This is a genomic window from Salmonella sp. 2020_1395 (assembly GCF_043848115.1).
Classification (GTDB): Bacteria; Pseudomonadota; Gammaproteobacteria; order Enterobacterales; family Enterobacteriaceae; genus Salmonella; species Salmonella enterica.
In genome coordinates this window covers 166,339-192,648 of record NZ_JBCMFH010000004.1, presented here as the reverse complement: position 1 = coordinate 192,648, position 26,310 = coordinate 166,339, and the positions used below count along the sequence as shown (strand labels likewise).

Genomic DNA, 26,310 nt, shown 5'->3' with positions numbered 1-26,310 from the left:
TAAGCGCAAACACTACCGGGCAGCATCTCGATTACAGCATGTTCATGCGCGGCGGACAACGCTCCAGCAGTTCTACGCTGCCATCCTCATTTTGTTGCTCCAGCATCACATCAAAGCCCCATAACCGATGCACATGTTTCAGCACCTCTTTGCGGCCTTTATCCAGCGGCGCGCGGTTATGCGGGATATAACGCAACGTCAGCGATCTGTCGCCGCGTAAATCCACATTCCAGACCTGAATATTCGGCTCCAGGTTGCTCAGGTTATACTGTGACGACAGTTTTGATCGAATCTCCCGATAACCTTCTTCGTTATGAATGGCGGAGATCTCCAGATAATTATGCCTGTCATCATCAAGTACCGTGAAGAAACGGAAATCACGCATCACTTTGGGCGACAGGAACTGACTGATAAAGCTTTCATCTTTAAAATCGCGCATGGCGAAGTGCAGCGTTTCCAGCCAGTCGGAACCGGCAATATCCGGAAACCAGTATTTATCTTCATCCGTGGGCGACTGACAAATACGTTTGATATCCTGGAACATGGCAAAGCCGAGCGCATAGGGGTTAATTCCGCTATACCAGGGGCTATTATAGGGCGGCTGGAATACGACATTGGTATGGCTGTGTAAAAACTCCAGCATAAAGCGTTCCGTCACTTTGCCTTCATCATAGAGATGGTTCAAGATGGTGTAGTGCCAGAAGGTCGCCCAGCCCTCGTTCATGACCTGCGTCTGTTTCTGCGGATAAAAATACTGGCTGACTTTACGCACGATGCGCAGAATTTCGCGCTGCCACGGCTCGAGCAACGGGGCGTTTTTCTCCATAAAATAGAGCAGGTTTTCCTGCGGTTCAGCGGGAAAGCGGCGTGCTTCGGCGACAGTTTTTTCTTCCTCGCGTTTTGGCAGCGTGCGCCACAGCATATTCACCTGGCTTTGTAGATACTCTTCCCGGCTTTTTTGTCGCGCTTTCTCTTCCTGCAACGAGATTTTCTGCGGGCGCTTATAACGATCGACGCCGTAATTCATCAGCGCGTGGCAGGAGTCGAGCAGTTTTTCTACTTCATCCACTCCGTAGCGTTCTTCACAGCGGGTAATGTAATTTCGGGCGAAAATCAGGTAATCGACGATAGAGCTGGCATCCGTCCAGCTCCGGAAGAGATAATTATTTTTAAAAAAGGAGTTGTGGCCGTAACAGGCGTGCGCCATGACCAGTGCCTGCATGGTGATGGTGTTCTCTTCCATCAGGTAGGCAATGCAGGGATTAGAGTTGATCACAATTTCATAAGCCAGTCCTTGTTGACCATGCTTATACAGACGTTCCGTCTCAATGAACTTTTTGCCAAACGACCAGTGCGGATAGTTGATCGGCATCCCGACGCTGGAGTAGGCGTCCATCATCTGTTCGGAAGTGATGACTTCAATTTGGTGCGGGTAAGTATCCAGTTGGTAGAGTTTCGCCACGCGGTCTATCTCTGCCAGATAGACATCCAGCAGATCAAATGTCCAGTCGGGTCCATCGCTCAAACGTGTGGTGTCCTTGTTCATGGAATCAATCGTTGCCATTCGCGCACCCTCATTGTTGGCGACGCTCTCTGTATGGAGCGCCTCCTTTCAAGCATAGAACACCATGTTAAAAAACGACTTGATCGTGAAAACTTTTCTTTGCGATTTCCTCCACATTGAACGGCAAAAAATCGGGTATTGGCATCATTTTATGCTGTATAGCCATGCCGCGTAGCAGGAGATCCCAAACCAGTGGGATCGCTTGTCTTTAGGGTATATGTGAAGCACGTCACCATAAAAAAGTCATATGTTGAATAATATTTTCATCTGGGTTATCAAGATGTAATCAGAAGATTGTTCTTTTACTATTAACGGAGTGGCTATGCGAGTTGTCATCCTGGGGAGTGGCGTAGTTGGCGTGACCAGCGCCTGGTACTTGAGTCAGGCGGGGCATGATGTCACCGTCATCGATCGCGAATCCGGCCCGGCGCAAGAAACCAGCGCGGCGAATGCCGGACAAATTTCACCGGGATATGCTGCGCCCTGGGCGGCCCCTGGCGTACCGCTGAAGGCGATAAAATGGATGTTCCAGCGCCATGCGCCGCTGGCGGTACGTCTGGATGGCACTCCGTTTCAACTGAAGTGGATGTGGCAAATGCTGCGTAACTGCGATACCCGGCATTATATGGAAAATAAAGGCCGCATGGTGCGCCTGGCGGAATATAGTCGCGACTGTCTGAAAACGCTACGCGCCGCGACCGGTATCGAATATGAAGGCCGCCAGGGGGGAACGCTACAACTCTTCCGCACCGCGCAACAGTATGAGAACGCCACCCGTGATATCGCCGTACTGGAAGATGCCGGGGTGCCGTATCAGCTCCTGGAAGCCAGCCGACTGGCGGAAGTTGAACCCGCTCTGGCTGAGGTTGCGCATAAATTAACCGGCGGACTGCGCTTACCGAATGATGAAACCGGGGACTGTCAGCTCTTTACCCAGCGTCTGGCGCGCATGGCGGAGCAGGCGGGCGTAACCTTTCGCTTTAATACTCCCGTGGAAAAATTACTGTACGAAAATGATCAGATTTACGGCGTGAAATGCGCCGATGAGATCATTAAAGCAGATGCGTATGTCATGGCGTTTGGATCGTATTCGACGGCGATGCTTAAAGGCATTGTTGATATCCCGGTGTATCCGCTGAAAGGCTATTCATTAACCATCCCAATCGTCGAGCCAGACGGCGCGCCGGTATCGACGATTCTTGATGAAACCTACAAAATCGCTATTACGCGTTTTGATAAGCGTATTCGCGTGGGGGGAATGGCGGAAATCGTGGGCTTTAATACCGACTTACTGCAACCGCGCCGCGAGACGCTGGAGATGGTTGTGCGCGATCTCTTTCCGCGCGGCGGTCATATTGAGCAGGCCACATTCTGGACCGGCCTGCGCCCCATGACGCCGGACGGCACGCCGGTAGTAGGACGTACCCGTTATAAAAATCTGTGGCTTAATACTGGACACGGCACGTTAGGCTGGACGATGGCCTGCGGTTCAGGCCAGTTGTTAAGCGATATCTTGTCGGGTCGTACGCCAGCGATACCCTACGACGATCTGAGCGTGGCGCGATACCGTTCCGATTTTACGCCCACCCGCCCGCAACGTTTGCATAGCGCGCATAACTGATAAAGGAAGTGAAATGACCCGCCCTATACAGGCCAGCCTTGATTTACAGGTAATGAAACAAAATTTGGCTATTGTGCGCCGGGCGGCCCCAGAGGCGCGCGTCTGGTCGGTAGTGAAAGCCAACGCCTACGGCCACGGTATTGAACGCGTCTGGAGCGCGCTGGGCGCCACAGATGGTTTCGCTATGCTCAACCTTGAAGAGGCGATTACCCTGCGTGAGCGCGGGTGGAAAGGGGCGATATTGATGCTGGAGGGGTTTTTCCATGCGCAAGACCTGGAGGCGTATGACACTTATCGGCTGACCACCTGCATCCACAGTAACTGGCAGTTGAAAGCGCTGCAAAATGCGCGGCTTAACGCGCCGCTGGATATCTATGTCAAAGTCAACAGCGGCATGAACCGACTCGGTTTTCAGCCTGAGCGGGCGCAGACCGTCTGGCAGCAATTGCGGGCAATGCGCAATGTCGGTGAAATGACCCTGATGTCACATTTTGCTCAGGCCGATCATCCAGAAGGTATCGGGGAGGCGATGAGACGAATTGCGCTGGCGACGGAAGGCCTTCAATGTTCATACTCGTTATCAAATTCGGCAGCGACGCTGTGGCATCCCCAGGCGCATTATGACTGGGTCAGGCCAGGCATTATTTTGTACGGCGCGTCGCCGTCAGGACAGTGGCGGGATATTGCCGATACCGGACTAAAACCCGTGATGACGCTGAGTAGCGAAATTATTGGCGTGCAGACGCTGAGCGCGGGTGAAAGAGTAGGCTATGGCGGAGGGTATTCTGTGACTCAGGAACAACGCATTGGCATCGTCGCGGCGGGTTATGCCGATGGCTATCCACGCCATGCGCCGACCGGGACGCCTGTGCTGGTGGACGGTATCCGTACCAGAACAGTAGGCACCGTTTCAATGGATATGCTGGCGGTGGATTTGACGCCGTGTCCGCAGGCGGGAATCGGCACGCCGGTTGAATTATGGGGCAAAGAAATTAAGGTCGATGATGTCGCCTCTGCGGCAGGCACGCTGGGCTATGAGCTACTGTGCGCCGTAGCGCCGCGTGTGCCGTTTGTGACAACGTAACCTAATTCAGGCTAAGGCGTCGACCGGTCCACTTGGGGGCGGGTCGACGTTGCCAGGCGACCTTATTCTGCTTCGTCTTCGGCGACGCGTACCCCAATCTTGCGTACCACGTTATCTTCTTTTTCAGCTACCGTCCAAATCATGCCGCCAAACTCCACCTGATCGCCGACGACCGGCGCAGCGCCCAGCAGTTGCTGTATGATTTCACCGAGGGTTTGTTGTTTATCCCGGTATTCCGTTCCTTCTTCCAGCCCGTAGATAAGCGCCACGTCGGCGAATTTCGCATTCGCTTCGAGGATAAAATCGCCAAAGAAACGCTGATCTAACGAAACCGGCGGCGACTGGCTAAACAATTTGCCCAGCGCTGGCAGATCGCGCTCCCGGCCAATCACGCAGAGTACGTCGCCTTCCTGCAGGCGAGTACTGCCCGTGGGGTGAAACAGTTCATTATTGCGAAATAGCGCGGCAATGCGGGTTTCGTTCGGCATATGCAGGTCGCGCAACGCCGCGCCGACGCACCATTTGTCGGCGCTCAACTGATAGATGAATTGCTCCCACGGATTATCAGGATGGATGTCAAGCCCCACGCGCGATACTGGCCAGCCAACCGGAGGCACGACCACTTTGGCTCTTTTCGCCGCCCATGACAGCGATGTTCCCTGCAGGAGCAGTGACACCAGTACCACAAAGAAAGCGACATTAAAGAACAGGCGAGCGTTTTCAAGCCCGGCCATCATCGGGAAAACGGCGAGAATAATCGGCACCGCGCCGCGCAGTCCGACCCAACTGATGAAAATGCGCTCCCGAAGATTGAAGCCGCGAAATGGCAGCAGGCCGGTAAACACCGACAGCGGGCGGGCGAAGAAAATCATCCAGATAGAGAGAATAAGCGCAGGGACGGCAATCGGCCACAGATCGGAAGGCGTCACCAGCAGCCCCAGAACCAGGAACATGGCGATCTGCGCCAGCCAGGCCAGTCCGTCAAAGTTTTGCAGGATGCCGTAACGGTTGCGAATCGGACGGTTTCCTAACAGGAATCCGCACAGATAGACCGCGAGAATGCCGCTGCCTTCAAGCGCGGTCGTCAAAGCAAAAATCAGAATACCGCCGCTGAGCGCCAACATCGGATACAGGCCGCTGGGCAGAGAAATACGGTTGATCATCTGCTGTAGCAGGTAACCGCCGCCGAGACCAAAAACAATACCGAGACCGAACTGTTGGATAATATGGACGGCAAACATCCAGTCCAGGCCGGTTTCATGCTTCTGGATCATCTCAATTAATGTAATGGTCAGAAAAACGGCCATCGGGTCGTTACTTCCCGATTCGATCTCCAGCGTGGAGCCTACACGTTCGTTTAGCCCTTTGCCGCCAAGCAGAGAAAAGACCGCTGCGGCGTCAGTGGAACCGACTATCGCGCCGATAAGCAGACCTTCGATAAGATCCAGATGAAACAGCCAGGCGGCCATCATACCTGTTAACCCCGACGTGATCAGCACGCCGAGCGTCGCCAGCGACAGCGCGGGGCCCAGCGCTACCCGGAAAGAGCTGGCCTGGGTGCGCATGCCGCCATCGAGTAAAATAATCGCCAGCGCCAGGTTACTGACCATATAAGCGAAAGGATAATTATCGAAAGGAATACCGCCAATGCCATCCACACCCGCTAACATCCCAATGGCGAGGAAAATGACCAGAATCGGGATACCCAGTCGCGATGAGAATGAACTTAACAGGATACTGCTGGTTACAAGGATGGAACCTAAAATAAATAGACTAATAATTGTTGCAGCATCCAACGTTTTATATCTCCTGACTCACACGACTTCGTATTATTTAACATTAACATAATAACGGCCAGGGCAGCGTTTTACTTAGCCTGTCGGGGACTTTTTTTACAATTGCAGCGTAGGATGACCAGATAAAGTGAGTTGAGTCCCCTGGCGCGTATTTTTAAGCGTTGCGTTTGCCCCGATAGGGAGCGTCACCGTACGCTGTTCATGCCCGAAGTCGAGACCGGTAATCAGCGGAACGGACAGACGGGAACGTAAAAACGCGTAGACGCTCTCCAGAGAATAGCCGGCGTCATACTCGTTGGGCGCCGCGCCGCTAAAGCTGCCGAGAACGATGGCGCTCTGGCGGTTTAAAATTCCGGCGTACTCCAGTTGCAAAAGCATACGCTCCACCCGGAAAGGATGCTCATTGACATCTTCCAGCACTAAAATTCCTTTATCGATAGTCGGCATCCAGGGCGTACCGATAAGGGAAATCAACATCGCCAGATTTCCGCCCCATAAGGTGCCCTGTACGTCGCACTGAGGGCCGTCGCCTTGCCACTCTACGGTAAATTGCGCCTTGCGTAGCGCCAGCCAGAAATGTTGCTCGGTGAACGTATTCAGCGTTTCGGCGCCAAAATTTGCCGCCAGCATAGGACCGCTAAAGGTGATGACATTGGCCTGCGCCAGGAGTCCAGCCTGAATCGCCGTAAAATCGCTATGACCGCAAATCAGTAAGGGATCGCACTGTTGCCGGGAGGCGAGCGCCTGCCAGTCGATACGATCCAGCAAGCGGCTGGCGCCATAGCCGCCGCGAACCGGCATGACGATCGTATCCGGCGACGTTAGCGAGGCCAGCGAATTAACATCGGCCAGCCGTTCCGCGTCCGTACCGGCAAAACGCTGATAGCGGCGACGAATCACCTCGTCATTCTCCACCTGATGACCCGCGTCAGTCAGGCGCTGAACGCCGCGTAACGCGGCCTGTTGGTTAATACAGTAGCCCGAGGGGGCGATTAAATGAAACAGAGACATGGTAATTCCTTGCTGACAATAGAATGCAAATGTATATCATGCCGCATATATTAGGCGATGTCCCTCGTTGTGCGACGTTTCTGGATGCGCACCAGGGAGGCAACCTAAGTACCTGGCCGGGGCGGTATGACCTCTTCGGCAGATAAGTTACGGCTATAAGGATAGATGACGTGAAATTAAGATGGTTTGCTTTTTTGGTAGTAATACTGGCTGGCTGTAGCTCAAAACAGGATTACAGGAATCCGCCGTGGAATGCCGAAGTGCCTGTAAAGCGTGCGATGCAGTGGATGCCCATCAGTGAAAAAGCCGGGGCGGCATGGGGGGTTGATCCGCATTTAATCACCGCGATTATCGCCATTGAATCCGGCGGCAACCCTAACGCGGTCAGTAAATCCAATGCGATTGGCCTGATGCAGTTAAAGGCGTCGACCTCCGGGCGCGACGTTTACCGTCGTATGGGCTGGCGTGGCGAACCGACCACCAGCGAGCTGAAAAACCCTGAGCGTAACATCTCAATGGGCGCGGCGTATCTGAGCATTCTGGAAAATGGGCCGCTGGCCGGCATCAAAGATCCGCAGGTGATGCAATATGCGCTGGTCGTCTCTTATGCTAACGGCGCAGGCGCGTTATTGCGTACTTTTTCATCCGACAGGAAGAAGGCGATAGAAAAAATTAACGATCTGGATGCTGACGAGTTTTTTGAACATGTTGTTGATAATCATCCCGCGCCGCAGGCGCCGCGCTATATCTGGAAGCTTCAGCAGGCGCTGGACGCCATGTAGTTTAGCGTGAAGATTATTCTCGCACTTTATTCGCTCTTTCTCGGGCCTCGCGCTCAAGCGAAAAAATAATCCGCTGCAACTCCCGCTCCACCGCCGGGCTAACGTTAAGGAAACGAAAGCTCAGGCGGGGAGTGGTGATCGTTTCATTTTTCCCATCAATCACCTTACGCTCGCTGATGGCGATAAGCTGGGCGTCAACGTGAAAAATCCCCCATTGCCCCATGTTCAGTTCAACCTGCGAAAAGCGCGCGCCTTCGATTAGTCCGTCGGGGATGGCGGATTCCAGTAGCGCGCCCATGCCGCCCAGGGAAAGATCAAACAGGCGAAAACGTAACGTACGGGTGTCCGGTAGCGTGGTGACGCCGTAATAAGGCGGATACAGCGGCGCGCCAATGCGAAAATACTCCCGGCGCTGGACAAACCACAGTGACGACGGCAGGGGCGTGATAAAGGCCGGCAGCCGCTGATATTCGCCTGTAACGAGTTGCGGCAACGTGAACTCGACTTTTGCGCCCTGCGTTTCTGCGATAATGGCTACCTGCCCGGCACGTAATACGGCGCTATTTTCGTATTCCTGGCTGCCGTAATCCACGATGAGTTTTTCCGGGTCTACCGCCAAAATTTTACTAATGAATTGACCATGCGCCCATGAAATACGCAGTGGAACCTGATTTTTATTTAAATCCCGTAGCACGCCTAATATCGCTAATGGATTTTTTTTCAGGAACTGCTCATTGTAACCACTCACACGAAATAACCCCTGATACGCAGACTATCGTTGGGTTATCGGCATCGGTAGAAAGAACTTAATAGCGATAAATAAATTTTTATGTCCGCGAGATAAATCAGTGTTCAGAAATGCGACGCTCGACTTTGCCTATACTTAAAACGTTTTTACTGGAAAGAGGGTTCGCAAATGGGAATTATCGCCTGGATTGTTTTTGGTTTGATTGCCGGCGTTATCGCCAAATTGCTTATGCCGGGGCGCGATGGCGGGGGATTTATCCTGACCTGTATTCTCGGTATCGTCGGGGCGGTCGTTGGCGGATGGCTGGCGACGATGTTTGGTATTGGCGGCAGTATCAGCGGCTTTAATCTGCACAGTTTCCTGGTCGCCGTGGTGGGCGCGATCGTGGTGCTGGTGATTTTCCGCCTTCTGCGACGCGGCTAACCGCTGCAAAACGTGTAAGCGTTGACCCGGTCAGCGCCGGGTCAACCTACTATAAACACGCGTTACTGCGTTGCTGCAGACGGCGTTTTTGTCGGCGTTGCGCTTAACGATGCCGGACGAGTAGACGGTACGCTATCGCACGGTTTTTCCTGCGGACAAATCAGATCGAGCATTTTCAGCGTCACGCCGTTGGTCCAGCCAAAGCCGTCCTGAAGGGGATATTCGCCGCCGCCACCGCCGGTTCCGGTACTGCTGACGTCATATTTTTCGACCAGTTTTTTCTCGCGATCGTAGGTGTGCTGCACATTGGTTAAAAAGCGCCAGGTGACTTCCATTGCCACGTCATCCTGCCCATAATTTTGCAATCCTTCGGCAGCGACCCATTGTAACGGCGCCCAGCCGTTTGGCGCATCCCACTGCTGTCCGCTTTTAACCGAGGTGGTAGCCAGCCCGCCAGGCTGTAGCAGATGCGCCTGGGCCGCCGCCGCCACTTTCGCGGCGCGATCTTTCGCGGCGGCGTTTACATATAGCGGGAACAGCGCGGCAGCGGTGAGTTGGTTACGGATTTTATTGTTCTGCAGATCGTAGTCGGCATACCAACCCTCTTTGTTATTCCACAGATGCATTTCAATGGCTTTTTGCCGCGCGTTGGCCAGCGCGTCATATTGCGAGGCTTTGGCCCGATCGCCCGCCGCAGCGCTGGCGCGGGCGAGGGTTTTCTCCAGCTGATACAGCAGAGCGTTAAGATCGACAGGGACAATCGTGGTGGTACGGATGGTACTGAGCTGCTGCGGATTATCCATCCAGCGGGAGCTGAAATCCCAGCCGGAGGCGGCGGCAGATCGGAGGTCCCGATAGATCTCCGTTGCCGGGCGGTTGGGGTTGCTTTTGGCGGTAGCGATATCTTCAACCCAGGATTCAGGGCGGGGCGTATCCCGATCATCCCAGTAGCGGTTGAGAACGCTGCCGTCTTCCAGTTTGACGACGCGTTGGTTTTGTTGCCCTGGCTGCAATGTCTCAACGCCCTCCATCCAGTAGGCGTACTCTTTTTGCAGTTGCGGCAGGTATTCTTTCAGCGCATCGTCACCTTCATGTTGCGCCAGTAACTCAACCATAAACGCAAAGAAAGGCGGCTGCGAACGACTCAGGTAGTAGGTACGGTTGCCGTTAGGAATATGCCCCCAGGCGTCAATTTCGTAACCAAAGTTCGCTACCATATCCGCCACCTTATCCCAGTGCCCGCTTTCCGCCAGCCCCAGCATCGTAAAGTAGCTGTCCCAGTAGTAAATCTCTCTGAATCGCCCACCCGGTACGACATAGGATTCAGGCAACGGCAAGAGCGAGTCCCACTTTTCGACGTTTTTAGTTGAACGGGTCAGCACCGGCCACAGGCCATCAATATGTTCACGCAATGACTGTCCGGCCGGCGGGACATATTTTTCACCCGCTTTCGGCAGGGTGAAGTTAACATCAACAAAATGACGCAAATCGAAGCCGGACTGGTTCCGCTGCATACGATAATCCGCAAGAATCATGAGCGGATCGCTATTAGGTATGGCGTCAGCAAAGGTTTTCTGATCGGGGAAGAGTTTTGCATTCTGGACATCATTAAAGAGCGGGCCAAGCAAAATATCCGGCGGCTGCGGAGTTTCAGTGTCGGAAGACGGGTCTGCGGCAGTCGCCGAAAACGATGCAAACGTCAGCAGCGTCCCTGCCAGCGCCAGTTTTATGGCTTTCTGCAGTAGAACAGAACGGCGAATCTCTGGGGGTATCATCAAGTTATCTCCTTAGCGGTGAGCCAAAGCCAACGGCATTTACCATGACAAAACCTTAGTCTACGATGACCAGATACGCGTGATTGAACCGCTATTTTGCGAACAAACAGACATTTTATTCAGACAGAGTTTATCGGCGCGCGCGTGGAAAACGGGGGATACAGACAAAAAATCCACGCCGGGACGTGGATTTTAGCGCAATAACTTGTAGCCTTAACCCGGATAGATACCGCGATCTTTACGGGCCAACAGAATGCGCTCACAGGCGACAATATAGGCTGCGGTGCGCAGAGAACAGGATTTCTCAGCCGCTTTCTCCCAGACATGGACGATCGCGTCGGTCATGATTTTGTCCATGCGCGCGTTGATCTCTTCTTCGCTCCAGAAGAAGCTGGCCATATCTTGTACCCATTCGAAGTAGCTGACGGTTACGCCGCCTGCGTTACAGACCACGTCAGGCACCACAAGGATACCACGGCTGGCCAGAACATCATCAGCATCCGGATAGGTCGGGCCGTTAGCCCCTTCCAGCACCAGCTTACACGTCAGGGCTTCCGCGCGCTGACGAGTTATCTGACCTTCAAGCGCCGCCGGGATCAGAATATCCATCTCCAGACGCCAGAACGCATCGCTGGCGATAGTTTCCGCGCCCGGGAAACCGGCAATCTGTTTGTGTTCTGTCTGCCATGCTGTGAGCGCTTTCATGTCAATACCGGTGGCGTTAAACAGCGTTGCGGTATGATCCTGAATCGCCACGACACGGGCGCCAGCGCCTGCAAACAGACGCGCGGCTTCGCTGCCGACGTTACCAAAACCCTGAACCGCAACGCGAGCGCCTTCAACGGCGATATTCGCCCGACGCGCGGCTTCCAGCCCGCTGACGAAAACGCCGCGCCCCGTCGCTTTTTCACGACCCAGCGAACCGCCAAGATGGATAGGCTTACCGGTGACGACGCCAGTGACCGTCGTGCCATGATTCATGGAATACGTATCCATCATCCAGGCCATCACTTTACCGTTGGTGCCGACATCCGGCGCAGGAATATCTTTCTGCGGCCCGATGATAATGCCGATCTCGCTGGTATAGCGGCGGGTCAAACGCTCCAGTTCACCTTCCGACAGCGAGAACGGATCGACGCGGATGCCGCCTTTGGCGCCGCCGTACGGCAGGTTCAGCGCGGCACATTTGATGGTCATCCATGCTGACAGGGCCATCACTTCATTGAGATCAACGTCAGGATGGTAGCGAACACCGCCTTTACCCGGACCTCGGGAGAGGTTGTGCTGCACGCGATATCCTTCGAAATGACGAATAGTGCCATCATCCATTTGTACCGGAATATCGACGATCAGAGCGCGTTTTGGGTGGCGCAGAGTATCCACCCAGGGGGATAACTCGCCCAGATAAGGGGCCACACGCTCGATTTGTTGCAGGTAGGTATTCCAGGCAGATGTGCTGCTATCTGAAGCGTAAGATAACTTATCCATGATAAACCTTAGTGATAAAAGTAATATGTTCTTTAATTGACCGTGATACATAGTAGATCACACCATGTAGCGATAAATTTAACACTTTTTTAAACAATTAACTCAGATCAAAAATGGCAGGCAGTTGGATTTTCGTTATGTTTTTGGATGAGAAGTGGTTAACTATCCGTTATAAGAGGTGATATATCGCTAATTATGCAATTATTTGCTTAAATATGCGCAATATGTGCAAGGCGGCTATTTGTCATAATTATGACGCACCTCTAAAAGTAAACGTTATGATAACGACATGTATCAATGTTATGTCGTCCTGTCGGCGGGGAAACGTCTTCGCCAGGCGCGTAAAAAGATAAAAATAACCGGAGTCAGACGGCGCTGGCCCCGGTTTACCTCTTTATTGTTGACGCGACTCAAGCCATACCAGCGCCAGTGTCGACAGTGAGCACATCAGCAGAATGCCGACAAACCACAGTAAATACCACATCGCTTCCGCTCCCTAATAAAGTTCATGATCGTTGCGGCGGAGGGTCTCCAGGTTGATACGCCCCAACATTTTGTAATAGCTCCATAGCGTATAGAGCAGTACGATCGGCAGAAAAATCAGCACAATCACCAGCATGATTTCGAGCGTCATCTGGCTGGAGGTGCTGTCCCACACCGTCAGGCTGGAGAGAGGACTAACACTCGACGGCATCACAAAAGGAAATAGCGTTATTCCGGCGGTAAAGATGACGCAGGCCTGGGTCAGGGAAGCGAACAGAAATCCACGAATAGTCTGACCGCGAAGGCAGGCATAGAAAGCCAGAATCGGCAGGATCATACCGAGCAACGGGATGATGAGCAGTAGCGGCGAGCGTATAAAGTGGTTCATCCATGCGCCAGGGAGTATCGCCACGCCTTTTAAGAGCGGATTGGAAGGGCCGTTGGCATCCTGCGTGAGCAAGACAAAGCCATCAACGCCGGCCCACAGCCAGTAACCGGCCAGCAGGAAGCAGATCACGATCAGCAGCGCGCTGTGGCGGGTGGCCGACAGAGCCCGTTGACGAATAACGCCCTCCGTTTTCAACTGTAACCAGACGCCTCCTTGCATAATCACCAACGACAGGCTCAATAATCCACACAGTAGGGCAAAGGGCGAGAGTAACTGCCAGAAGGTGCCAAAATAGTCAACATGAAGCTGCGGCGTGAAGGCAAACGGCACGCCTAAAAACAGGTTGCCGAACGCGATGCCGAATACGACTGGGGGAACCAGGCTGCCGATAACCAGACCGGTATCCCACAGCGCGCGCCAGCGGGCATTGGCGATTTTACCCCGATAATCAAAGGCCAGCGGGCGAAAGAAGAGGGCACACAGCACCAGGATCATCGCCACATAAAAACCGGAAAACGCGGCGGCATAGACCCGTGGCCAGGCGGCGAATAATGCCCCGCCCGCGAGAATCAACCATACCTGGTTTCCTTCCCAGTGGGCGCCGACGCTATTGATCAATACCCGGCGTTCGTCATCGTTGCGCGCTATCAGCGGGAGCAGGCAACCGACACCCATATCAAACCCGTCAGTTACCATAAATGCCACCAGGATGACGCCGATCAGCAGCCACCAAATGAACCGCAACGTTTCATAATCCAACATGATTGTCTCCTTTATCCCTGTTGTTGCGCTTGTTGTTGATGTTGCATGGCGCTCGGCCCAAGACGCGCGTACTTCTGCATCAGATAGACTTCCGCGATTAAAAACAGGGTGTAAAGTCCGAGGATAAGTCCCATTGAGAAGGCCAGCTGGCCCGGCGTCAGCGCGGAGTGAGCGTACCAGGTCGGCAGAATGTCCTGAATCGCCCAGGGCTGACGGCCAAACTCCGTCATAAACCAACCGGCTTCAATGGCAATCCACGGTAACGGCAGGCTCCACAGCGTCATACGCAATACCCAGCGATGCTGGTCGATATGCATTCGCAGCGTCTGTATCAACGCAATCAACATCACCACTAACAGCAGCGAACCGCAGCCGACCATAATACGGAAACTCCAGAACACCGGCGCCACCTGAGGAATAGCGCCACGCTGGGCCGCACGATACTGCTCCGGCGTCACATGGTTCATATCCGGGGCATATTTCGCCAGCAGAATGCCGTACCCCAGATCGCCCTCAACGGCGTGAAACGCATTCAGTACCTGCGGCGAGCGATTGCCTTGCGCTATCTCCTGCATGAGCAGCCAGGCCTCCCGGCCACGCTTCAGGCGCGGCAGAGCGTCGTCCATCAGGTTTTTTAACCCCGGAACTGGCGTATCCAGCGAATGGGTGGCCAGAATACCCAGCAGAGCAGGGATCTTCACGGCAAATGCATTACGCTCCTGTTCCTGCTGCGGCCAGGCAATCAGATGAAACGGCGCGGGCGCGGGTTCGGTTTGCCATTCGCCTTCCATCGCCGCCAGTTTCACCGGCTGAATTTGGGCGACCTCGTAGGCCGAACTGTCGCCCAGTTGCAGGGTTCCCAGAATGGCCAGGGTGCCGAATACTGAGCCGATAGCAAACGAGCGCAAGGCCACCTCACGCTCGCGGCCACGTAGCAGATACCAGGCGCTGATAGACATAATAAACATGGCGCCGGTGACATAACCGGACATGACGGTATGGACGAATTTCACCTGGCTCACCGGGTTAAAGACCAGATCGCTGAAGCTGCTCATTTCCATCCGTAACGTATCGATGTTGAAATGAGCGCCGGTAGGATACTGCATCCAGCCATTGGCATTCAGAATCCATAATGCTGAAATATTGGAGCCGAAGGCCACCAGCCAGGTGACCAGCAGGTGTTGGTATTTATTCAGCCGCTGCCAGCCGAAAAAGAACAGACCGACAAAAGTGGATTCGAGAAAAAAGGCCAGTAACGCTTCCATCGCCAGCGGCGCGCCGAAAATATCGCCCACATAGTTGGAATAGAGCGACCAGTTAGTCCCGAACTGAAACTCCATGGTCAGGCCGGTAGCCACACCGAGAGCAAAATTGATCCCGAAGAGCTTGCCCCAGAAACGCGTCATATCGCGGTAGACGGTTTTCCCCGTCACTACATAGATCGTCTCCATGACGGCCAGCAAAAAAATCAGCCCAAGCGTAAGAGGAACAAATAAAAAGTGATACAGCGCGGTCAGCGCAAACTGCCAGCGCGATAAGTCAATGACATCCCACATGCTAACTCCTGTAGGCAGAAAGAGAGTAAAAAGCTAATCAGTACCGGACACCGGTTACGTTCCTGTTGAGAGCGCTAGCGCGTCTCCAGCCATCGGCAGACTTCATCCAGGCGCTGGCGCGAATCGGCCAGATCTTCCGGGGCCGCCAGTACCAGCTCCGGCAAAGGACAAATCTCATAGCTATCGAGCAACGGCCCTTTAAGGGCGTCCAGACAGCGCACATGCCAGAGATGGCGCAATGCTGTGGCGTTGATTTGGCTTTCGCCATACCCGGAGATGCGAATCTGAATATTCCCGTGTCCGCATAAACGCGCCAGAAAAAGACGATCGGCCTCGCTGAGCGGCAGTTGGGTCAAATTGATGCTGTGAGGTTGCAACGCCGGATCGCGTACGTGCGCCAATAACTCATGGGCCAGCGGCAGTCCATTCATCAGGCCAGCGACAGGCGGAGGCAGCAGAGAGTCGTCAGGCAGCGTATCGGCAGTCGCCGCTTGCCATAATGTCAGGGGCGCGCTACCCGCTTCCAGACGATCCGTCAGCAGACGTCGGTTATGCAGATGGCGTACCCGCCACAGGCCGCAGAAGATGGTCTCCTGGATCTCGCTTTCACTCCCGTCCGGATGCTGAATGCGTACCGAGACTTCGCCTTCGCCCAATAACGTATTGAGGAATGAGAGATCATCGGCATTCAGGGGAGATAACTCCCATCCCAGCACGTCGCCGACTTCCGGGATGCGCCGGGCAAGCTGACCTCGCAGATCGGTCAACAATGCCATCACCGCCGGGCTGTGAGCGCAGCGCTCCAGCGCCGCCATACTTGGGTCGCCATTGACCTGACAGGTGAGCGGTAAGGGATTCATCGAGAAACTGGCGTCATCAGGCTGCGTACCTGGCCCCAGCAGATGAAAAAAGGCGTTGCTCATTGTACTGTCTCCTGCGCTGCGGGAGTGTCAACCATCGAACGCATCAGCGTGAGCAGTTCAGCCCAGGGATGAATGCCGCTGAGCGCGCCGCGTAGCTCGCCGTCTGTAAAAACTAACGTCGCCGGAAACCGACGAACATTAAAGCGATCGCCGATAGCTTCGCTTTGTTCAAGGTCGGCCACCGCCACCTGCCAGTCAAACTGCGGGAACTCACGCAGGAGTTCGGCAATCATCACCGGGTTATCGCTGACTTCCGGCGTACGCCGCGGATCGCTACTTAACAGGATGACGCCATCTCCAACCCGTTTGATCCAGTCGTCTACCGTGGAAGCCTCTACCGGTTGCCATCCACGGGTTAACAGGCGTTGCCATAGCGCAGAGAAGGGGGTGTCATTCGCCACTTCTTTTGCCCTCCAGACGTGTCTGATACTGACGTATGCGCACTCCCTCATAATTTTCCATCGACAGGCATTTATAGTTCAGGCAGCGTGCGACCTCGTTTGCCTGCGGTACGATCCCCCAGGCGGCCAGTTGCGCCAGGGCGGCCTGTTCCGCCGCCGGTAGCTGGCTGCGAGCTATTTCGCTCAGGCTACCGCCATAGTCGTCCAGTTGCGCCGGTTGCAGACCGACCAGCGCTATGTGACAGGGCAGATGCCCGCGGATGTCGGCCAGCGCCAGAACTTCGGAAAAACTGTTTTGATGCAGACTCATTTTTTTGGCGCTGAGATACGCGGGGATTTTCTCGCCGGCATAGGTTCGCAGGCTGCCCGGCGCCAGGCCGTAATCGATCGCGTCAAGGAGCAGGAGATGGCTGGCTTGCTCTACATAACCTAACAGGTTTAGCCCTTGCGTACCGCCGTCCACAATTTCCACCTCTTCAGGCCAGTGATATCGGGCATACAAACGCTCCGCGACCCGGATACCGAATCCTTCATCGGCCCACAGCAGGTTTCCTAACCCCATCACCACTACGCGTTGCGCATTCATGAGGGCTCCTTGTCGTGCGGTTTGGGGAATTTATGGCTGCGATAGCCATTGATCATGGTGGAGATCACCGTATCGTCGGACATAATGTCTTCCCGGATAGCGAGGTAAACGTGCCCGACGATGAAGGCGGCGATCAGCCACATGCCCAGTCGGTGCCAACTGTGAATATCGATGGAGTTGCCGCCGGTCCAGTAGAAAAATTCAACCACATAGCGGAACGGCGCAAAGATGGCGTACTGGCTATGCTCGCCAAACAGAGCGAAACCGGTGAGGATCATAAATACCGACAACAGGAAATAGCCGAACATCGCGGCCTGCGCGACAGGGTTATGTCCGATGTCGCTCCCCGGTTTTTTCTCCAGAAACAGATACCAGCGGACCACGGTGAAAGCGCCTTGCCACCAACTACGACGCCAGACCGGGACGATAAACAGCTCTCGTGAATAGCGGTTGCCGACACAGGCCCAATAAATTCGCCCCAACAGTAACACGGTAAAGATCATCGCGGCGGCAAAGTGGATCAGCCGGATATAGCCCATATAAAACAGATAGGTCGCCTCGCCACTCACCGACGGCAGCGGTCGGCCAATGAAGTAGCCTGTTACCATCAGTACCAACATGCAGGCCACCGTTAGCCAGTGCCACAGGCGTACCGGCGCTTCAAACACATAGTGGCTGACGGCAGTATCACGCGCCTCCCCGACGCGTGGAGATAGCTTTCCAGTCATCGTTCTTTTCCTTAACGCTTAGCGTACCTGGACGGCAATCAGTTCGCTGCCGTCGTCGCCGAGCACGTGGGTTGAACAGGCGAGGCAGGGGTCGAAGCTGTGCAGCGTCCTCAGGATTTCTAACGGTTGGTCGGGAATCGCCATTTGCGTTCCCATCAATGCCGCTTCATAGGCGCCGATCTGTTTTTTAGGATCGCGCGGGCTGGCGTTCCAGGTGGTGGGGACCACGCACTGATAGAGTTCAATCTTCTGATCGCGTATTGACGCCCAGTGTCCCAACGCTCCGCGAGGCGCTTCGGTAAAACCGATGCCCCGGCAGTGCTGCGGCCAACTGGCCGGTTCCCATTTCTCGGTATTGGCGGTGGCCAGGTCGCCGTTTTTCAGGTTGGTCATAAGCCTGTCGAAAAAATACTGCAGCTTACCGACGGCCCATTGCGCTTCGTGCGCGCGGCATAAAATACGGCCAAGCGTAGACTGGATACCGGAGAGCGGCAGTTTAAGGGCGGACATCATGCGATCTACCGACTCTATGGTGGCGGCATCCCCTTTGTGGTACGCGATAAGCGTTCGGGCAAGCGGGCCGACTTCCATGGCATGACCCCGCCAGCGCGGCGCTTTAATCCAGGAGTAACGTTCCTGCTCGTTGAGCTGCTGGATATGCGTATCGCTGCCTTTGACATCACCCGGGTTGTACCAGGGATCGGTAATGCCGTCAAAAGGATGACGCCCCTGCCGATCGTCCGGATAGCGGTACCAGGCGTGATCCACAAACTCCTGTATCTGCTGCGGATCGGCCAAATCTACCGGCATGACATTTTTAAAATCGCCATTGACCACCGCGCCGCCCGGCATTAACAGGCTTTGCTGGCTGAAGTCGTTGGCAATGTCCGGAAATGCGCCGTAACTCAGCACGCATTTATCCGACAGACCGGTGCCAATTTGACTCCATGCTTTATTGAACTGGCCGATAGCCAGCGCGTCCGGAACCATCACGTTGTTAATGAAGTCGGCGGTGCGGGTGATGATCGACTGCACCAGGTTGAGGCGCTCCATATTGATAGCCCCGACCGCGCCGCTTTGATCGAGATTGATCGCGCACGGCATCCCGCCAACGATCCAGTTAGGATGGGGGTTCTTACCGCCAAATATGGTATGGATTTTGACGATCTCGCGCTGGAAGTCGAGGGCTTCAAGATAGTGGGCAAAGCCCATCAGATTAGCCTCTGGCGACAGTTTGTACTGTGGATGTCCCCAATAGCCGTTACGGAATATCCCAAGCTGGCCGCCATCGACAAATTTCTTCAATCGATTTTGTACGTCAAAGAAGTAGCCCGGCGATGACATCGGCCAGGCGGAAAGGCTTTGCGCCAACTGCGAGGTGGCGCGCGGATCGGCTTTCAGCGCATTCAGAACATCAATCCAGTCCATACCGGCTAACTGATAAAAATGGACCAGATGATCGTGACACCACAACGTAGCCAGCATGATGTTACGTATAATATTGGCGTTATCCGGCACCTGGATACCAATCGCATCTTCGATAGCGTACACCGATGCCAGAGCATGTACCCCGGTACATACACCACAAATACGTTCAACAAACGCCCAGGCGTCACGCGGGTCACGGCCTTGCAGAATGATCTCCAGCCCGCGGAACATCGTGCCGCAGGAAACGGCATTGGTAATGACGTTTTGCTCATCAATGTTCACTTCGCAGCGCATATGCCCTTCGATGCGGGTAATCGGGTCCACGATCAGACGACGGCCGGCGTCGTTAACGGTATAACCCTGGGTTTGATACTGGTTACTCATGCCTGTTTATCCTCATTGTCCGGCTGTTGTTCGGCTTGCGCTAACTGTTGTTTGTGGCGTTTACGTTGGTTGAGCGCGCTGGCGACAGCGTGACCGCCAACGCCCGCCGCGACCACGCCCAGCGCGGTCAGCCCCACCGTATCGGCGGTTGAATGGGTACCCATCTGGGGAATATCCACCACGCGGCTATAAAACGAGCCGCGATCCCAGAAACCATTTTCTGAACATCCCAGACATCCGTGACCGGACTGGATAGGAAAGGAGACGCCGTCATTCCAGCGAGTGGAGGAGCAGGCGTTATAGGTGGTTGGCCCTTTACAGCCCATCTTGTACAGACAGTATCCCTTGCGGGCGGCATCATCATCCCAGCTCTCGACAAATTCACCGGCGTCAAAATGGGCGCGGCGGTAGCATTTATCGTGGATACGCTGACCGTAGAACATCAGTGGACGGCCCATGCGATCGAGTTCCGGCAGACGATCAAACGTCACCATATAGGTGATAATGGCGCTCATGACATCCGGGATTGGCGGACATCCAGGGACTTTCACGATCGGCTTGTCGGTGATCACTTTATCGATAGGCGTTGCCTGGGTTGGATTGGGGCGGGCGGCCTGGACGCAACCCCAGGAGGCGCAGTTTCCCCAGGCGATAATAGCGCTGGCGCCCGCGGCGGCTTTCTTCAGTTTTTCAATAAACGGGCGGCCGCCGCTGATACAGAACATCCCTTGTTCTCCTAACGGCGGATTGCCTTCCACCGCCAGAATGTATTTCCCGGCGTAGCGAGTGGTAATATCGTCAAAGACTTCTTCGGCCTGTGCGCCGGCGGCGGCCATCAGGGTGTCGTCATAATCGAGGGAAATCAGCGAGAGGATCACATCTTTGGCTAGCGGGTGCGAGGAACGGATAAAGGATTCGGTACAGCAGGTGCATTCCAGTCCATGAATCCAGACCACCGGAATCCGCGGTTTATTCTCCAGCGCCCAGGCGATCTTTGGCGTCATTCCGGCGCTCAGTCCCAGCGATGTGGCGGCAAGGCTACAGAATTTGAGAAAGCTGCGTCGGGTCACTCCCTTACGACGCATGGCTTGATAAAAGGTCTCCTCGTTATTCATAACGCGTATTTTTTCTCCTTTTTGCACCACGCTCCGCCAGGGGCATAAGGCGCTTTTGCGGGTCCGTTGACGTTCCGCCAGCAAGGCAAATCATTGGGTTACGCGCGAGCGCGGAAACGAGCCCGATTCACTTTGCACCGGCGTATATCGCCAGAAATAATGTAAAAAAAGCGTATCGGATTAACGATAAGAAACAATGTGAAGTGTGTGGGTATAGCTTATAGCGGTATATTTATACCCATTATCGGTTTTTCGGCGAAAGGGCCGTGGCGGGGAAGGACGGCTGAGCTTGTTCCAGGATGAGGTTTTCAGTGAGCAACCTCGGGTAGATTTAGCCTGGTCTCGCCATTTCAGGGATACGTAAGTTGACGCAAAAGGAGGGAGGGTTTGATGTCATCGTTAAAAGAAGCATACTTCGTGATGATTTTTATATAAAATGATGGTGCTGGTTTTAAAGGAATGCAAAAAAGAGACCATTTGAAAGAGGGCGCCCCATGAAAAATAACATCAGATTTGACTTATCCGATTATTTGATTCATTTTTTTCGGGACGTTAATTTAGAGACCGGTAGCCATATTTATTTGCCTGAACACTGTGGTTTTAATAATCAGCACCACGCCTGTTTCATTGATGCTAAATATTTACTTCGATTATCTTTACGCAGTCATAAAATTTTCTCGTCCTGGTCATACCGAAATGGGCAACGAACCGTATATGGTGACTCCCCGGTGGTATGCTTTACAGATATGCCGATTGCAGCTTATTTAGAAACTGGTGTTCGCCGATTAGAACGAAATGAAAAAATCGGTTTATATGCAATCGTTTTACCTAAAGAGCAAATGTTTAATTATGGGGCAAGGCCAGTCATATATGGGTTGGATGAGCATAACAATGCTCGATGCTCGCAAGGCAGAAACGGGGAACGTATTCTTGATGAAATGGCTCTTCCTTTGATTGAACAATATAGATATGTTACTTATGTTCCAGGTAAGATTGACTGGACACATGAACGCGAATGGCGATGGCCATATCGTGGCGATATTAAAAATTTCCTTAATCATATTAAAGAGTATGGTATTCCGGAAAACATTGAAAGCACCCCAGGGTTTGATTTTAAATCAAGCGAAATAAGTGGTGCGGGAATAATTGTCCCATTTGTAGAAGATATTCCTACCGTAGCTCACGATATTTTAACTTTAATTGACCGGGGTATCATTGGAAGAAATACTTTCAAATTCATTATAGCTGTAGAGAGTTTACAATCATGGACCCAGCTCTCGGAACCGGGCGCGTTACTGACTTGTATTAATGATAATACTTTCGGATTTGAATCTTTTTTTGATTTATCTGCATCTAAAGTAAAAAATTATGCTGATTCTATCAATGATTATGTAAATGAATTATACTCAAAAAAAGATTTTCTAAATGATAGCTATGCAATGGAATTTGGAAATGCCTGGGTCTGGATTCATGATAACCAATCCCAGGTGGTACGGGCGTTACTGCAGGCTGGAATGATCGAGGTTAATAAAGAAGGGCGGTACTTATTAGATGTTAATTTGGCTTCTGTTGATTGGCCATTAAGAAGGAAACAAGCTTTCGCAAGTCATGTTGCGGGATGGCTCAAACATCGTTTTAATATCGAAGCGGGAGGGTATTCCGTTCAGGGAAAAGATGATTATGATGCCATCCCAGGTTATGAGACGCCGCTAAAGGATCAGCATCCTTTTTATAATCATACAGTGAATGTCGACTGGTAATTAAGAAAAGAACTTACTGTAAATAGACTCGTTTTAGTTCCATGCATTTTTGAGATCCCGGCCAGATTGATCCTGGCCCGATCTCTGACGAAAACTCTGAATCTTCGATGTTTCCAATTATGAATTTCTACACCAGTCTTTTAGTATCAATGCATTGTACCTGGTGCGCTGCTATAACTGTGTAAGAGGGATTGACGCTTAGAGCCTATCCCATTAGGGCTATTTTACTTGCCATTTTGGACCTGGGCAGTGCTCGCCAAAACGCGTTAGCGTTTTGAACGCCGCTTGCGGCGGCCCGAAGGGCGAGCGTAGCGAGTCAAACCTCACGTACTACGTGTACGCTCCGGTTTTTGCGCGCTGTCCGTGTCCAAACTGGCTGCGCCAATAACGCCTGGTGGGATAGGCTCTTAGTGTTAATGTACACCAATACACCAAAGGTCGATGTGTTTACCGCACTTGTGGCTTGGTATGCAGTGTGTATAATTATTGTGTGAATGTTTTCATAAATTGATTTGTCTCTTCTTTGGCCTCTTCTATTGATTTATGTTTATATATTTTTGATTGGTATGTGTATTTTTCTAACGCAGGTAAGTACTTAGAGACGTCGTTACCTTTTTTGAAATCTATAGGCATATGAATACTCGCATATAATATATTTATTCTCTGCGATGGCGTTAGCTCAGAATAATTTATACCTTGTTCATAATAAGAAAGCATCACATCATTGCAGATCCTGTCTTTATACGACTGCCCTATGTATGCGATGATAAGTCCATATATAAGTAGCAATCCAAAAGCGACACCAGCTTTGTGGCTATGAAGAAAATTATATTGTAGCCCAACAAAAAAAAGCACTTTTCTAATTAAAACAAGAATAAATGGTAAGGAAAATAAAAAACAACCGAAGTACATAATCACTTCGCCTGAATTCTGAAACATTTTATACCTTCCTGATAAATAATGGGTTAATTATCTGGTTAATATTCGTTGCCTATTATTTCTTTTATAAACATAGACGATTCTTTGAAATTTTTTTTGAAACTGGAGTAATTGCTAAGTGTTTTCGGTATGCAAAAGATGACTCGCCCATTTTTTACTATGGCATAATATCTTGGATACATTAGCGCTTCTTCTTTTGTGTTTGGAACACCGTCATAGTCTATTTTTTCATCAATAGAGTCAAGTTGGCTAAATAAAAAGACTCTTTTCCTTAGCAAAGTATTATGAACAATAGCATTTTCATATATATCAAGTGAGATTGTAAGACTCAATGCAGCAAATGAAAGTAATGCAATGATGGAAATTGTTAATATTGCTAATGACAAGCCTTCCAGGCAATATAAAACAAGACAAAAGAGTGGGATTGCAGGGAGGTAAGTGATCAACGGGTAAAAACGATCGATTTTTAAATGTGATATGATATTCTGAGGAGATGTGACATGGTCCTGAACGCCCTTGTTAAAGATAATGCTGTAAAGCGTCAAACTATTGTCAATTTTATTTATTGCTTTAGCTTTTATTCTTTGTGTGAATATAAAAAATGCTATCAAAAAGACAATAAATAAGAAAATGATTAAATTATAAATAAAACTATCCACGGCATCATCCTGTATATCTACCGAAATTTCTATGGTCACTATTCTACTATTATTAATGAATGTCAATCTAAAATTGATGATGGTGCGTCCAGCCGTTTGGATTTGATCAAAAATAAAACTTTCGGTATTTCTCTATAGTCACAGAGCAAACAGAGTTGATTCTTTGTTAAAAAATCATCTCAATATTTTAATATGAATTCCTTCACGCGATTCTTAGAGTATTACAGTCTACGATTTTAATGATTTTTTATTCATTCATTATGCGTATTAAATTAATGGCAGTGCAATCGCAAATTATAATTAGTTTCAGAATTGCAAAATGATTATAATTTTGTAGTTCATGCAGTTGGCCTAAGATCCCCGGTGGTGAGTGTAGGGGAGCGCCTGAACAAGATCTGAGGCTATGTACGATACTGTGATATGAGTTAACCCAAACAGGCCATACGGTATCTATACCTTTCTAAAAAGCTTTTAGTTGGTATAGAGTCAAAACCTTAGACGAAACAACATTCACACTATGGCCCTGGCAGTGCGTATCGGTGAGCATAATGGGGCCTTGTTTATTTATTATACCGTTCTTGTACTTACTTAAAATGAAGATGGAAGAATGTTGTACTCATTTTTGACAGCGTTGTTACGAGATGAGTTGAGACATTGTGAAAAGAAAAATCCACGCAAGTGCGTGGATTTTATGGGGTTTTCCAGTCTTCATGCGATTCGCTGAGATCGCATGAGACAACAGAAACTAATTAGACGTTGAACAGGAAGTTCATTATATCGCCATCTTTAACGATGTAATCTTTGCCTTCCGCTCGCATCTTACCGGCTTCTTTCGCGCCTTGTTCACCTTTATAGGTAATAAAGTCGTCAAAGGCGATAGTTTGGGCGCGGATAAAGCCTTTTTCGAAGTCGGTATGGATTTTACCTGCTGCCTGCGGCGCGGTTGCGCCAACCGGAATGGTCCATGCGCGAACTTCTTTCACCCCGGCGGTAAAGTAGGTCTGGAGGTTCAGCAGGCGATAACCCGCGCGAATAACGCGGTTCAGCCCCGGCTCTTCCAGACCCAGTTCAGCCATAAATTCGTCGCGCTCGTCATCATCCAGCTCAGCAATATCAGCTTCGACGGCGGCACACACCGGAACCACGACCGAACCTTCTTTGGCGGCGATTTCGCGAACCTGGTCCAGATACGGGTTATTTTCAAAACCGTCTTCATTGACGTTAGCGATATACATTGTCGGCTTCAGCGTCAGGAAGCTTAAATAACGGATAGCCGCTTTATCTTCGTCCGTCAGGTCCAGCGAACGCAGCATCCCCGCTTCGGCCAGGTGCGGCAGGCATTTTTCCAGCGCGGCCAGTTCCGCTTTGGCGTCTTTATCGCCGCCTTTGGCTTTCTTCTGTACGCGATGGATAGCGCGCTCGCAGGTATCGAGGTCAGCCAGCGCCAGTTCGGTATTGATAACATCAATATCTTCTGCCGGGTTTACTTTACCCGCCACATGGATGATATTGTCGTTCTCAAAGCAGCGAACCACGTGACCGATAGCTTCAGTTTCACGGATATTGGTCAGGAACTGGTTACCCAACCCTTCGCCTTTGGACGCGCCTTTTACCAGACCGGCGATATCCACGAACTCCATCGTGGTTGGTAGAATGCGTTGCGGTTTAACAATCTCAGCCAACTGGTCCAGACGCGGATCGGGCATCGGCACGACACCGGTATTCGGTTCGATAGTGCAGAACGGAAAGTTTGCCGCTTCAATACCGGCTTTTGTCAGCGCGTTGAACAGGGTGGATTTCCCGACGTTGGGCAGACCGACGATACCGCATTTGAATCCCATGATTTAACTCACCTTAATATCTTAATAATCAACCTATTATAGAAAACAGATTGCAGAAATGGAAA

The 26,310-nt window shown here is 51.9% G+C and carries 23 protein-coding genes; 5 read left to right on the top strand and 18 right to left on the bottom strand.

Features of this window, described 5'->3' with window-relative positions; translation table 11 throughout:
- Positions 1-31 precede the first annotated feature (31 nt).
- Entirely contained in the window at positions 32-1,564 is a 1,533-nt protein-coding gene (locus tag ACH0WD_RS08240; protein ID WP_000190831.1) for a SpoVR family protein, read from the bottom strand.
- Positions 1,565-1,886: 322 nt separating this feature from the next.
- Here ACH0WD_RS08240 and ACH0WD_RS08235 point away from each other — a divergent pair, with 322 nt between their 5' ends.
- Both ACH0WD_RS08235 and dadX read left to right on the top strand, forming a co-directional pair.
- Entirely contained in the window at positions 1,887-3,185 is a 1,299-nt protein-coding gene (locus ACH0WD_RS08235) for a D-amino acid dehydrogenase (protein ID WP_001266935.1), read from the top strand.
- 13 nt (positions 3,186-3,198) lie between these two features.
- Positions 3,199-4,269: a catabolic alanine racemase DadX gene (gene dadX / locus ACH0WD_RS08230; RefSeq protein WP_000197892.1), complete on the top strand. Its 1,071-nt coding sequence runs from the start codon at positions 3,199-3,201 to the stop codon at positions 4,267-4,269.
- 62 nt (positions 4,270-4,331) lie between these two features.
- Here the strand turns inward: dadX and ACH0WD_RS08225 are convergent, their stop codons facing one another.
- Positions 4,332-6,065: a potassium/proton antiporter gene (locus ACH0WD_RS08225; RefSeq protein ID WP_000338376.1), complete on the bottom strand. Its 1,734-nt coding sequence runs from the start codon at positions 6,063-6,065 to the stop codon at positions 4,332-4,334.
- Positions 6,066-6,161: 96 nt separating this feature from the next.
- Positions 6,162-7,076: a muramoyltetrapeptide carboxypeptidase gene (ldcA, locus tag ACH0WD_RS08220; protein WP_000051606.1), complete on the bottom strand. Its 915-nt coding sequence runs from the start codon at positions 7,074-7,076 to the stop codon at positions 6,162-6,164.
- Between the two features lie 170 nt (positions 7,077-7,246).
- On the opposite strand from ldcA, the gene emtA reads away from it, so the two are divergent.
- Positions 7,247-7,858: a membrane-bound lytic murein transglycosylase EmtA gene (gene emtA / locus ACH0WD_RS08215; RefSeq protein ID WP_000776974.1), complete on the top strand. Its 612-nt coding sequence runs from the start codon at positions 7,247-7,249 to the stop codon at positions 7,856-7,858.
- A gap of 13 nt (positions 7,859-7,871) precedes the next feature.
- Here the strand turns inward: emtA and ycgR are convergent, their stop codons facing one another.
- Positions 7,872-8,606 carry a flagellar brake protein YcgR gene (gene ycgR / locus ACH0WD_RS08210; protein WP_000017420.1) on the bottom strand — a complete coding sequence of 245 codons (735 nt, stop codon included), beginning with the start codon at positions 8,604-8,606 and terminating at the stop codon, positions 7,872-7,874.
- Positions 8,607-8,774: 168 nt separating this feature from the next.
- Between ycgR and ACH0WD_RS08205 the strand changes: the two genes are divergently transcribed.
- On the top strand, positions 8,775-9,029 hold the full coding sequence (locus ACH0WD_RS08205) for a GlsB/YeaQ/YmgE family stress response membrane protein (RefSeq protein ID WP_000511323.1): 255 nt from the start codon (positions 8,775-8,777) through the stop codon (positions 9,027-9,029).
- 62 nt (positions 9,030-9,091) lie between these two features.
- Here ACH0WD_RS08205 and ACH0WD_RS08200 read toward each other — a convergent pair whose 3' ends face one another.
- The 11 genes from ACH0WD_RS08200 to hyaA form a co-directional block, all read right to left on the bottom strand.
- The gene (locus ACH0WD_RS08200; RefSeq protein ID WP_000612835.1) at positions 9,092-10,804 is read right to left on the bottom strand and encodes an alpha,alpha-trehalase; all 1,713 of its coding nucleotides are present in this window, start codon (positions 10,802-10,804) and stop codon (positions 9,092-9,094) included.
- Positions 10,805-11,017: 213 nt separating this feature from the next.
- Positions 11,018-12,292 (bottom strand): Glu/Leu/Phe/Val dehydrogenase, encoded by a 1,275-nt coding sequence (locus ACH0WD_RS08195; RefSeq protein WP_001526439.1) that lies wholly within the window; start codon positions 12,290-12,292, stop codon positions 11,018-11,020.
- Positions 12,293-12,686: 394 nt separating this feature from the next.
- A complete protein-coding gene (gene cbdX / locus ACH0WD_RS08190) occupies positions 12,687-12,776 on the bottom strand; it encodes a cytochrome bd-II oxidase subunit CbdX (RefSeq protein WP_000270301.1) in 90 nt (29 codons plus the stop codon).
- A 12-nt stretch (positions 12,777-12,788) separates the two neighbouring features.
- Positions 12,789-13,925 (bottom strand): cytochrome d ubiquinol oxidase subunit II, encoded by a 1,137-nt coding sequence (appB, locus tag ACH0WD_RS08185; protein ID WP_000888110.1) that lies wholly within the window; start codon positions 13,923-13,925, stop codon positions 12,789-12,791.
- A gap of 11 nt (positions 13,926-13,936) precedes the next feature.
- Complete coding sequence (appC, locus tag ACH0WD_RS08180; protein ID WP_000263612.1) at positions 13,937-15,481, bottom strand: cytochrome bd-II oxidase subunit 1; 1,545 nt, start codon at positions 15,479-15,481, stop codon at positions 13,937-13,939.
- Positions 15,482-15,555: 74 nt separating this feature from the next.
- Positions 15,556-16,404 (bottom strand): hydrogenase expression/formation protein, encoded by an 849-nt coding sequence (locus ACH0WD_RS08175; RefSeq protein ID WP_000063377.1) that lies wholly within the window; start codon positions 16,402-16,404, stop codon positions 15,556-15,558.
- Positions 16,401-16,805: a hydrogenase-1 operon protein HyaE gene (hyaE, locus tag ACH0WD_RS08170; RefSeq protein WP_001262580.1), complete on the bottom strand. Its 405-nt coding sequence runs from the start codon at positions 16,803-16,805 to the stop codon at positions 16,401-16,403. Before hyaE ends, ACH0WD_RS08175 begins: the two co-directional genes overlap by 4 nt.
- Positions 16,795-17,391 carry a hydrogenase 1 maturation protease gene (gene hyaD, locus ACH0WD_RS08165; protein WP_000993809.1) on the bottom strand — a complete coding sequence of 199 codons (597 nt, stop codon included), beginning with the start codon at positions 17,389-17,391 and terminating at the stop codon, positions 16,795-16,797. Before hyaD ends, hyaE begins: the two co-directional genes overlap by 11 nt.
- Positions 17,388-18,119, bottom strand: coding sequence for a Ni/Fe-hydrogenase b-type cytochrome subunit (hyaC, locus tag ACH0WD_RS08160; protein WP_000147036.1), 732 nt, complete (start codon positions 18,117-18,119; stop codon positions 17,388-17,390). The genes hyaD and hyaC overlap by 4 nt, the downstream gene beginning before the upstream one ends.
- An 18-nt stretch (positions 18,120-18,137) precedes the next feature.
- Entirely contained in the window at positions 18,138-19,931 is a 1,794-nt protein-coding gene (gene hyaB, locus ACH0WD_RS08155; RefSeq protein ID WP_000070984.1) for a Ni/Fe-hydrogenase large subunit, read from the bottom strand.
- On the bottom strand, positions 19,928-21,046 hold the full coding sequence (gene hyaA / locus ACH0WD_RS08150; protein ID WP_001058316.1) for a hydrogenase 1 small subunit: 1,119 nt from the start codon (positions 21,044-21,046) through the stop codon (positions 19,928-19,930). The genes hyaB and hyaA overlap by 4 nt, the downstream gene beginning before the upstream one ends.
- 494 nt (positions 21,047-21,540) lie before the next feature.
- Between hyaA and ACH0WD_RS08145 the strand changes: the two genes are divergently transcribed.
- Positions 21,541-22,806, top strand: a complete 1,266-nt coding sequence (locus tag ACH0WD_RS08145) for a DUF4427 domain-containing protein (protein ID WP_000794382.1) — start codon at positions 21,541-21,543, stop codon at positions 22,804-22,806.
- Positions 22,807-23,289: 483 nt separating this feature from the next.
- Here the strand turns inward: ACH0WD_RS08145 and ACH0WD_RS08140 are convergent, their stop codons facing one another.
- From ACH0WD_RS08140 to ychF, 3 genes are all read right to left on the bottom strand, one after another.
- On the bottom strand, positions 23,290-23,745 hold the full coding sequence (locus tag ACH0WD_RS08140; RefSeq protein WP_000487337.1) for a hypothetical protein: 456 nt from the start codon (positions 23,743-23,745) through the stop codon (positions 23,290-23,292).
- Positions 23,746-23,783: 38 nt separating this feature from the next.
- The gene (locus ACH0WD_RS08135; RefSeq protein WP_000376828.1) at positions 23,784-24,404 is read right to left on the bottom strand and encodes a hypothetical protein; all 621 of its coding nucleotides are present in this window, start codon (positions 24,402-24,404) and stop codon (positions 23,784-23,786) included.
- A gap of 749 nt (positions 24,405-25,153) precedes the next feature.
- Complete coding sequence (ychF, locus tag ACH0WD_RS08130; protein WP_000505850.1) at positions 25,154-26,245, bottom strand: redox-regulated ATPase YchF; 1,092 nt, start codon at positions 26,243-26,245, stop codon at positions 25,154-25,156.
- Between the last annotated feature and the right edge of the window lie 65 nt (positions 26,246-26,310).

Coding starts and splice junctions, on each gene's coding strand:
- hyaD (WP_000993809.1), bottom strand. CDS start 17,391: ATGAATGCGCAACGCGTAGTGGTGATGGGGTTAGGAAACCTGCTGTGG.
- hyaA (WP_001058316.1), bottom strand. CDS start 21,046: ATGAATAACGAGGAGACCTTTTATCAAGCCATGCGTCGTAAGGGAGTG.
- hyaB (WP_000070984.1), bottom strand. CDS start 19,931: ATGAGTAACCAGTATCAAACCCAGGGTTATACCGTTAACGACGCCGGC.
- ACH0WD_RS08175 (WP_000063377.1), bottom strand. CDS start 16,404: ATGAGCAACGCCTTTTTTCATCTGCTGGGGCCAGGTACGCAGCCTGAT.
- ACH0WD_RS08145 (WP_000794382.1), top strand. CDS start 21,541: ATGAAAAATAACATCAGATTTGACTTATCCGATTATTTGATTCATTTT.
- dadX (WP_000197892.1), top strand. CDS start 3,199: ATGACCCGCCCTATACAGGCCAGCCTTGATTTACAGGTAATGAAACAA.
- ychF (WP_000505850.1), bottom strand. CDS start 26,245: ATGGGATTCAAATGCGGTATCGTCGGTCTGCCCAACGTCGGGAAATCC.
- appB (WP_000888110.1), bottom strand. CDS start 13,925: ATGTTGGATTATGAAACGTTGCGGTTCATTTGGTGGCTGCTGATCGGC.
- ACH0WD_RS08205 (WP_000511323.1), top strand. CDS start 8,775: ATGGGAATTATCGCCTGGATTGTTTTTGGTTTGATTGCCGGCGTTATC.
- ldcA (WP_000051606.1), bottom strand. CDS start 7,076: ATGTCTCTGTTTCATTTAATCGCCCCCTCGGGCTACTGTATTAACCAA.
- ACH0WD_RS08200 (WP_000612835.1), bottom strand. CDS start 10,804: ATGATACCCCCAGAGATTCGCCGTTCTGTTCTACTGCAGAAAGCCATA.
- ACH0WD_RS08235 (WP_001266935.1), top strand. CDS start 1,887: ATGCGAGTTGTCATCCTGGGGAGTGGCGTAGTTGGCGTGACCAGCGCC.
- ACH0WD_RS08195 (WP_001526439.1), bottom strand. CDS start 12,292: ATGGATAAGTTATCTTACGCTTCAGATAGCAGCACATCTGCCTGGAAT.
- ACH0WD_RS08240 (WP_000190831.1), bottom strand. CDS start 1,564: ATGGCAACGATTGATTCCATGAACAAGGACACCACACGTTTGAGCGAT.
- appC (WP_000263612.1), bottom strand. CDS start 15,481: ATGTGGGATGTCATTGACTTATCGCGCTGGCAGTTTGCGCTGACCGCG.
- hyaC (WP_000147036.1), bottom strand. CDS start 18,119: ATGACTGGAAAGCTATCTCCACGCGTCGGGGAGGCGCGTGATACTGCC.
- cbdX (WP_000270301.1), bottom strand. CDS start 12,776: ATGTGGTATTTACTGTGGTTTGTCGGCATTCTGCTGATGTGCTCACTG.
- ACH0WD_RS08140 (WP_000487337.1), bottom strand. CDS start 23,745: ATGTTTCAGAATTCAGGCGAAGTGATTATGTACTTCGGTTGTTTTTTA.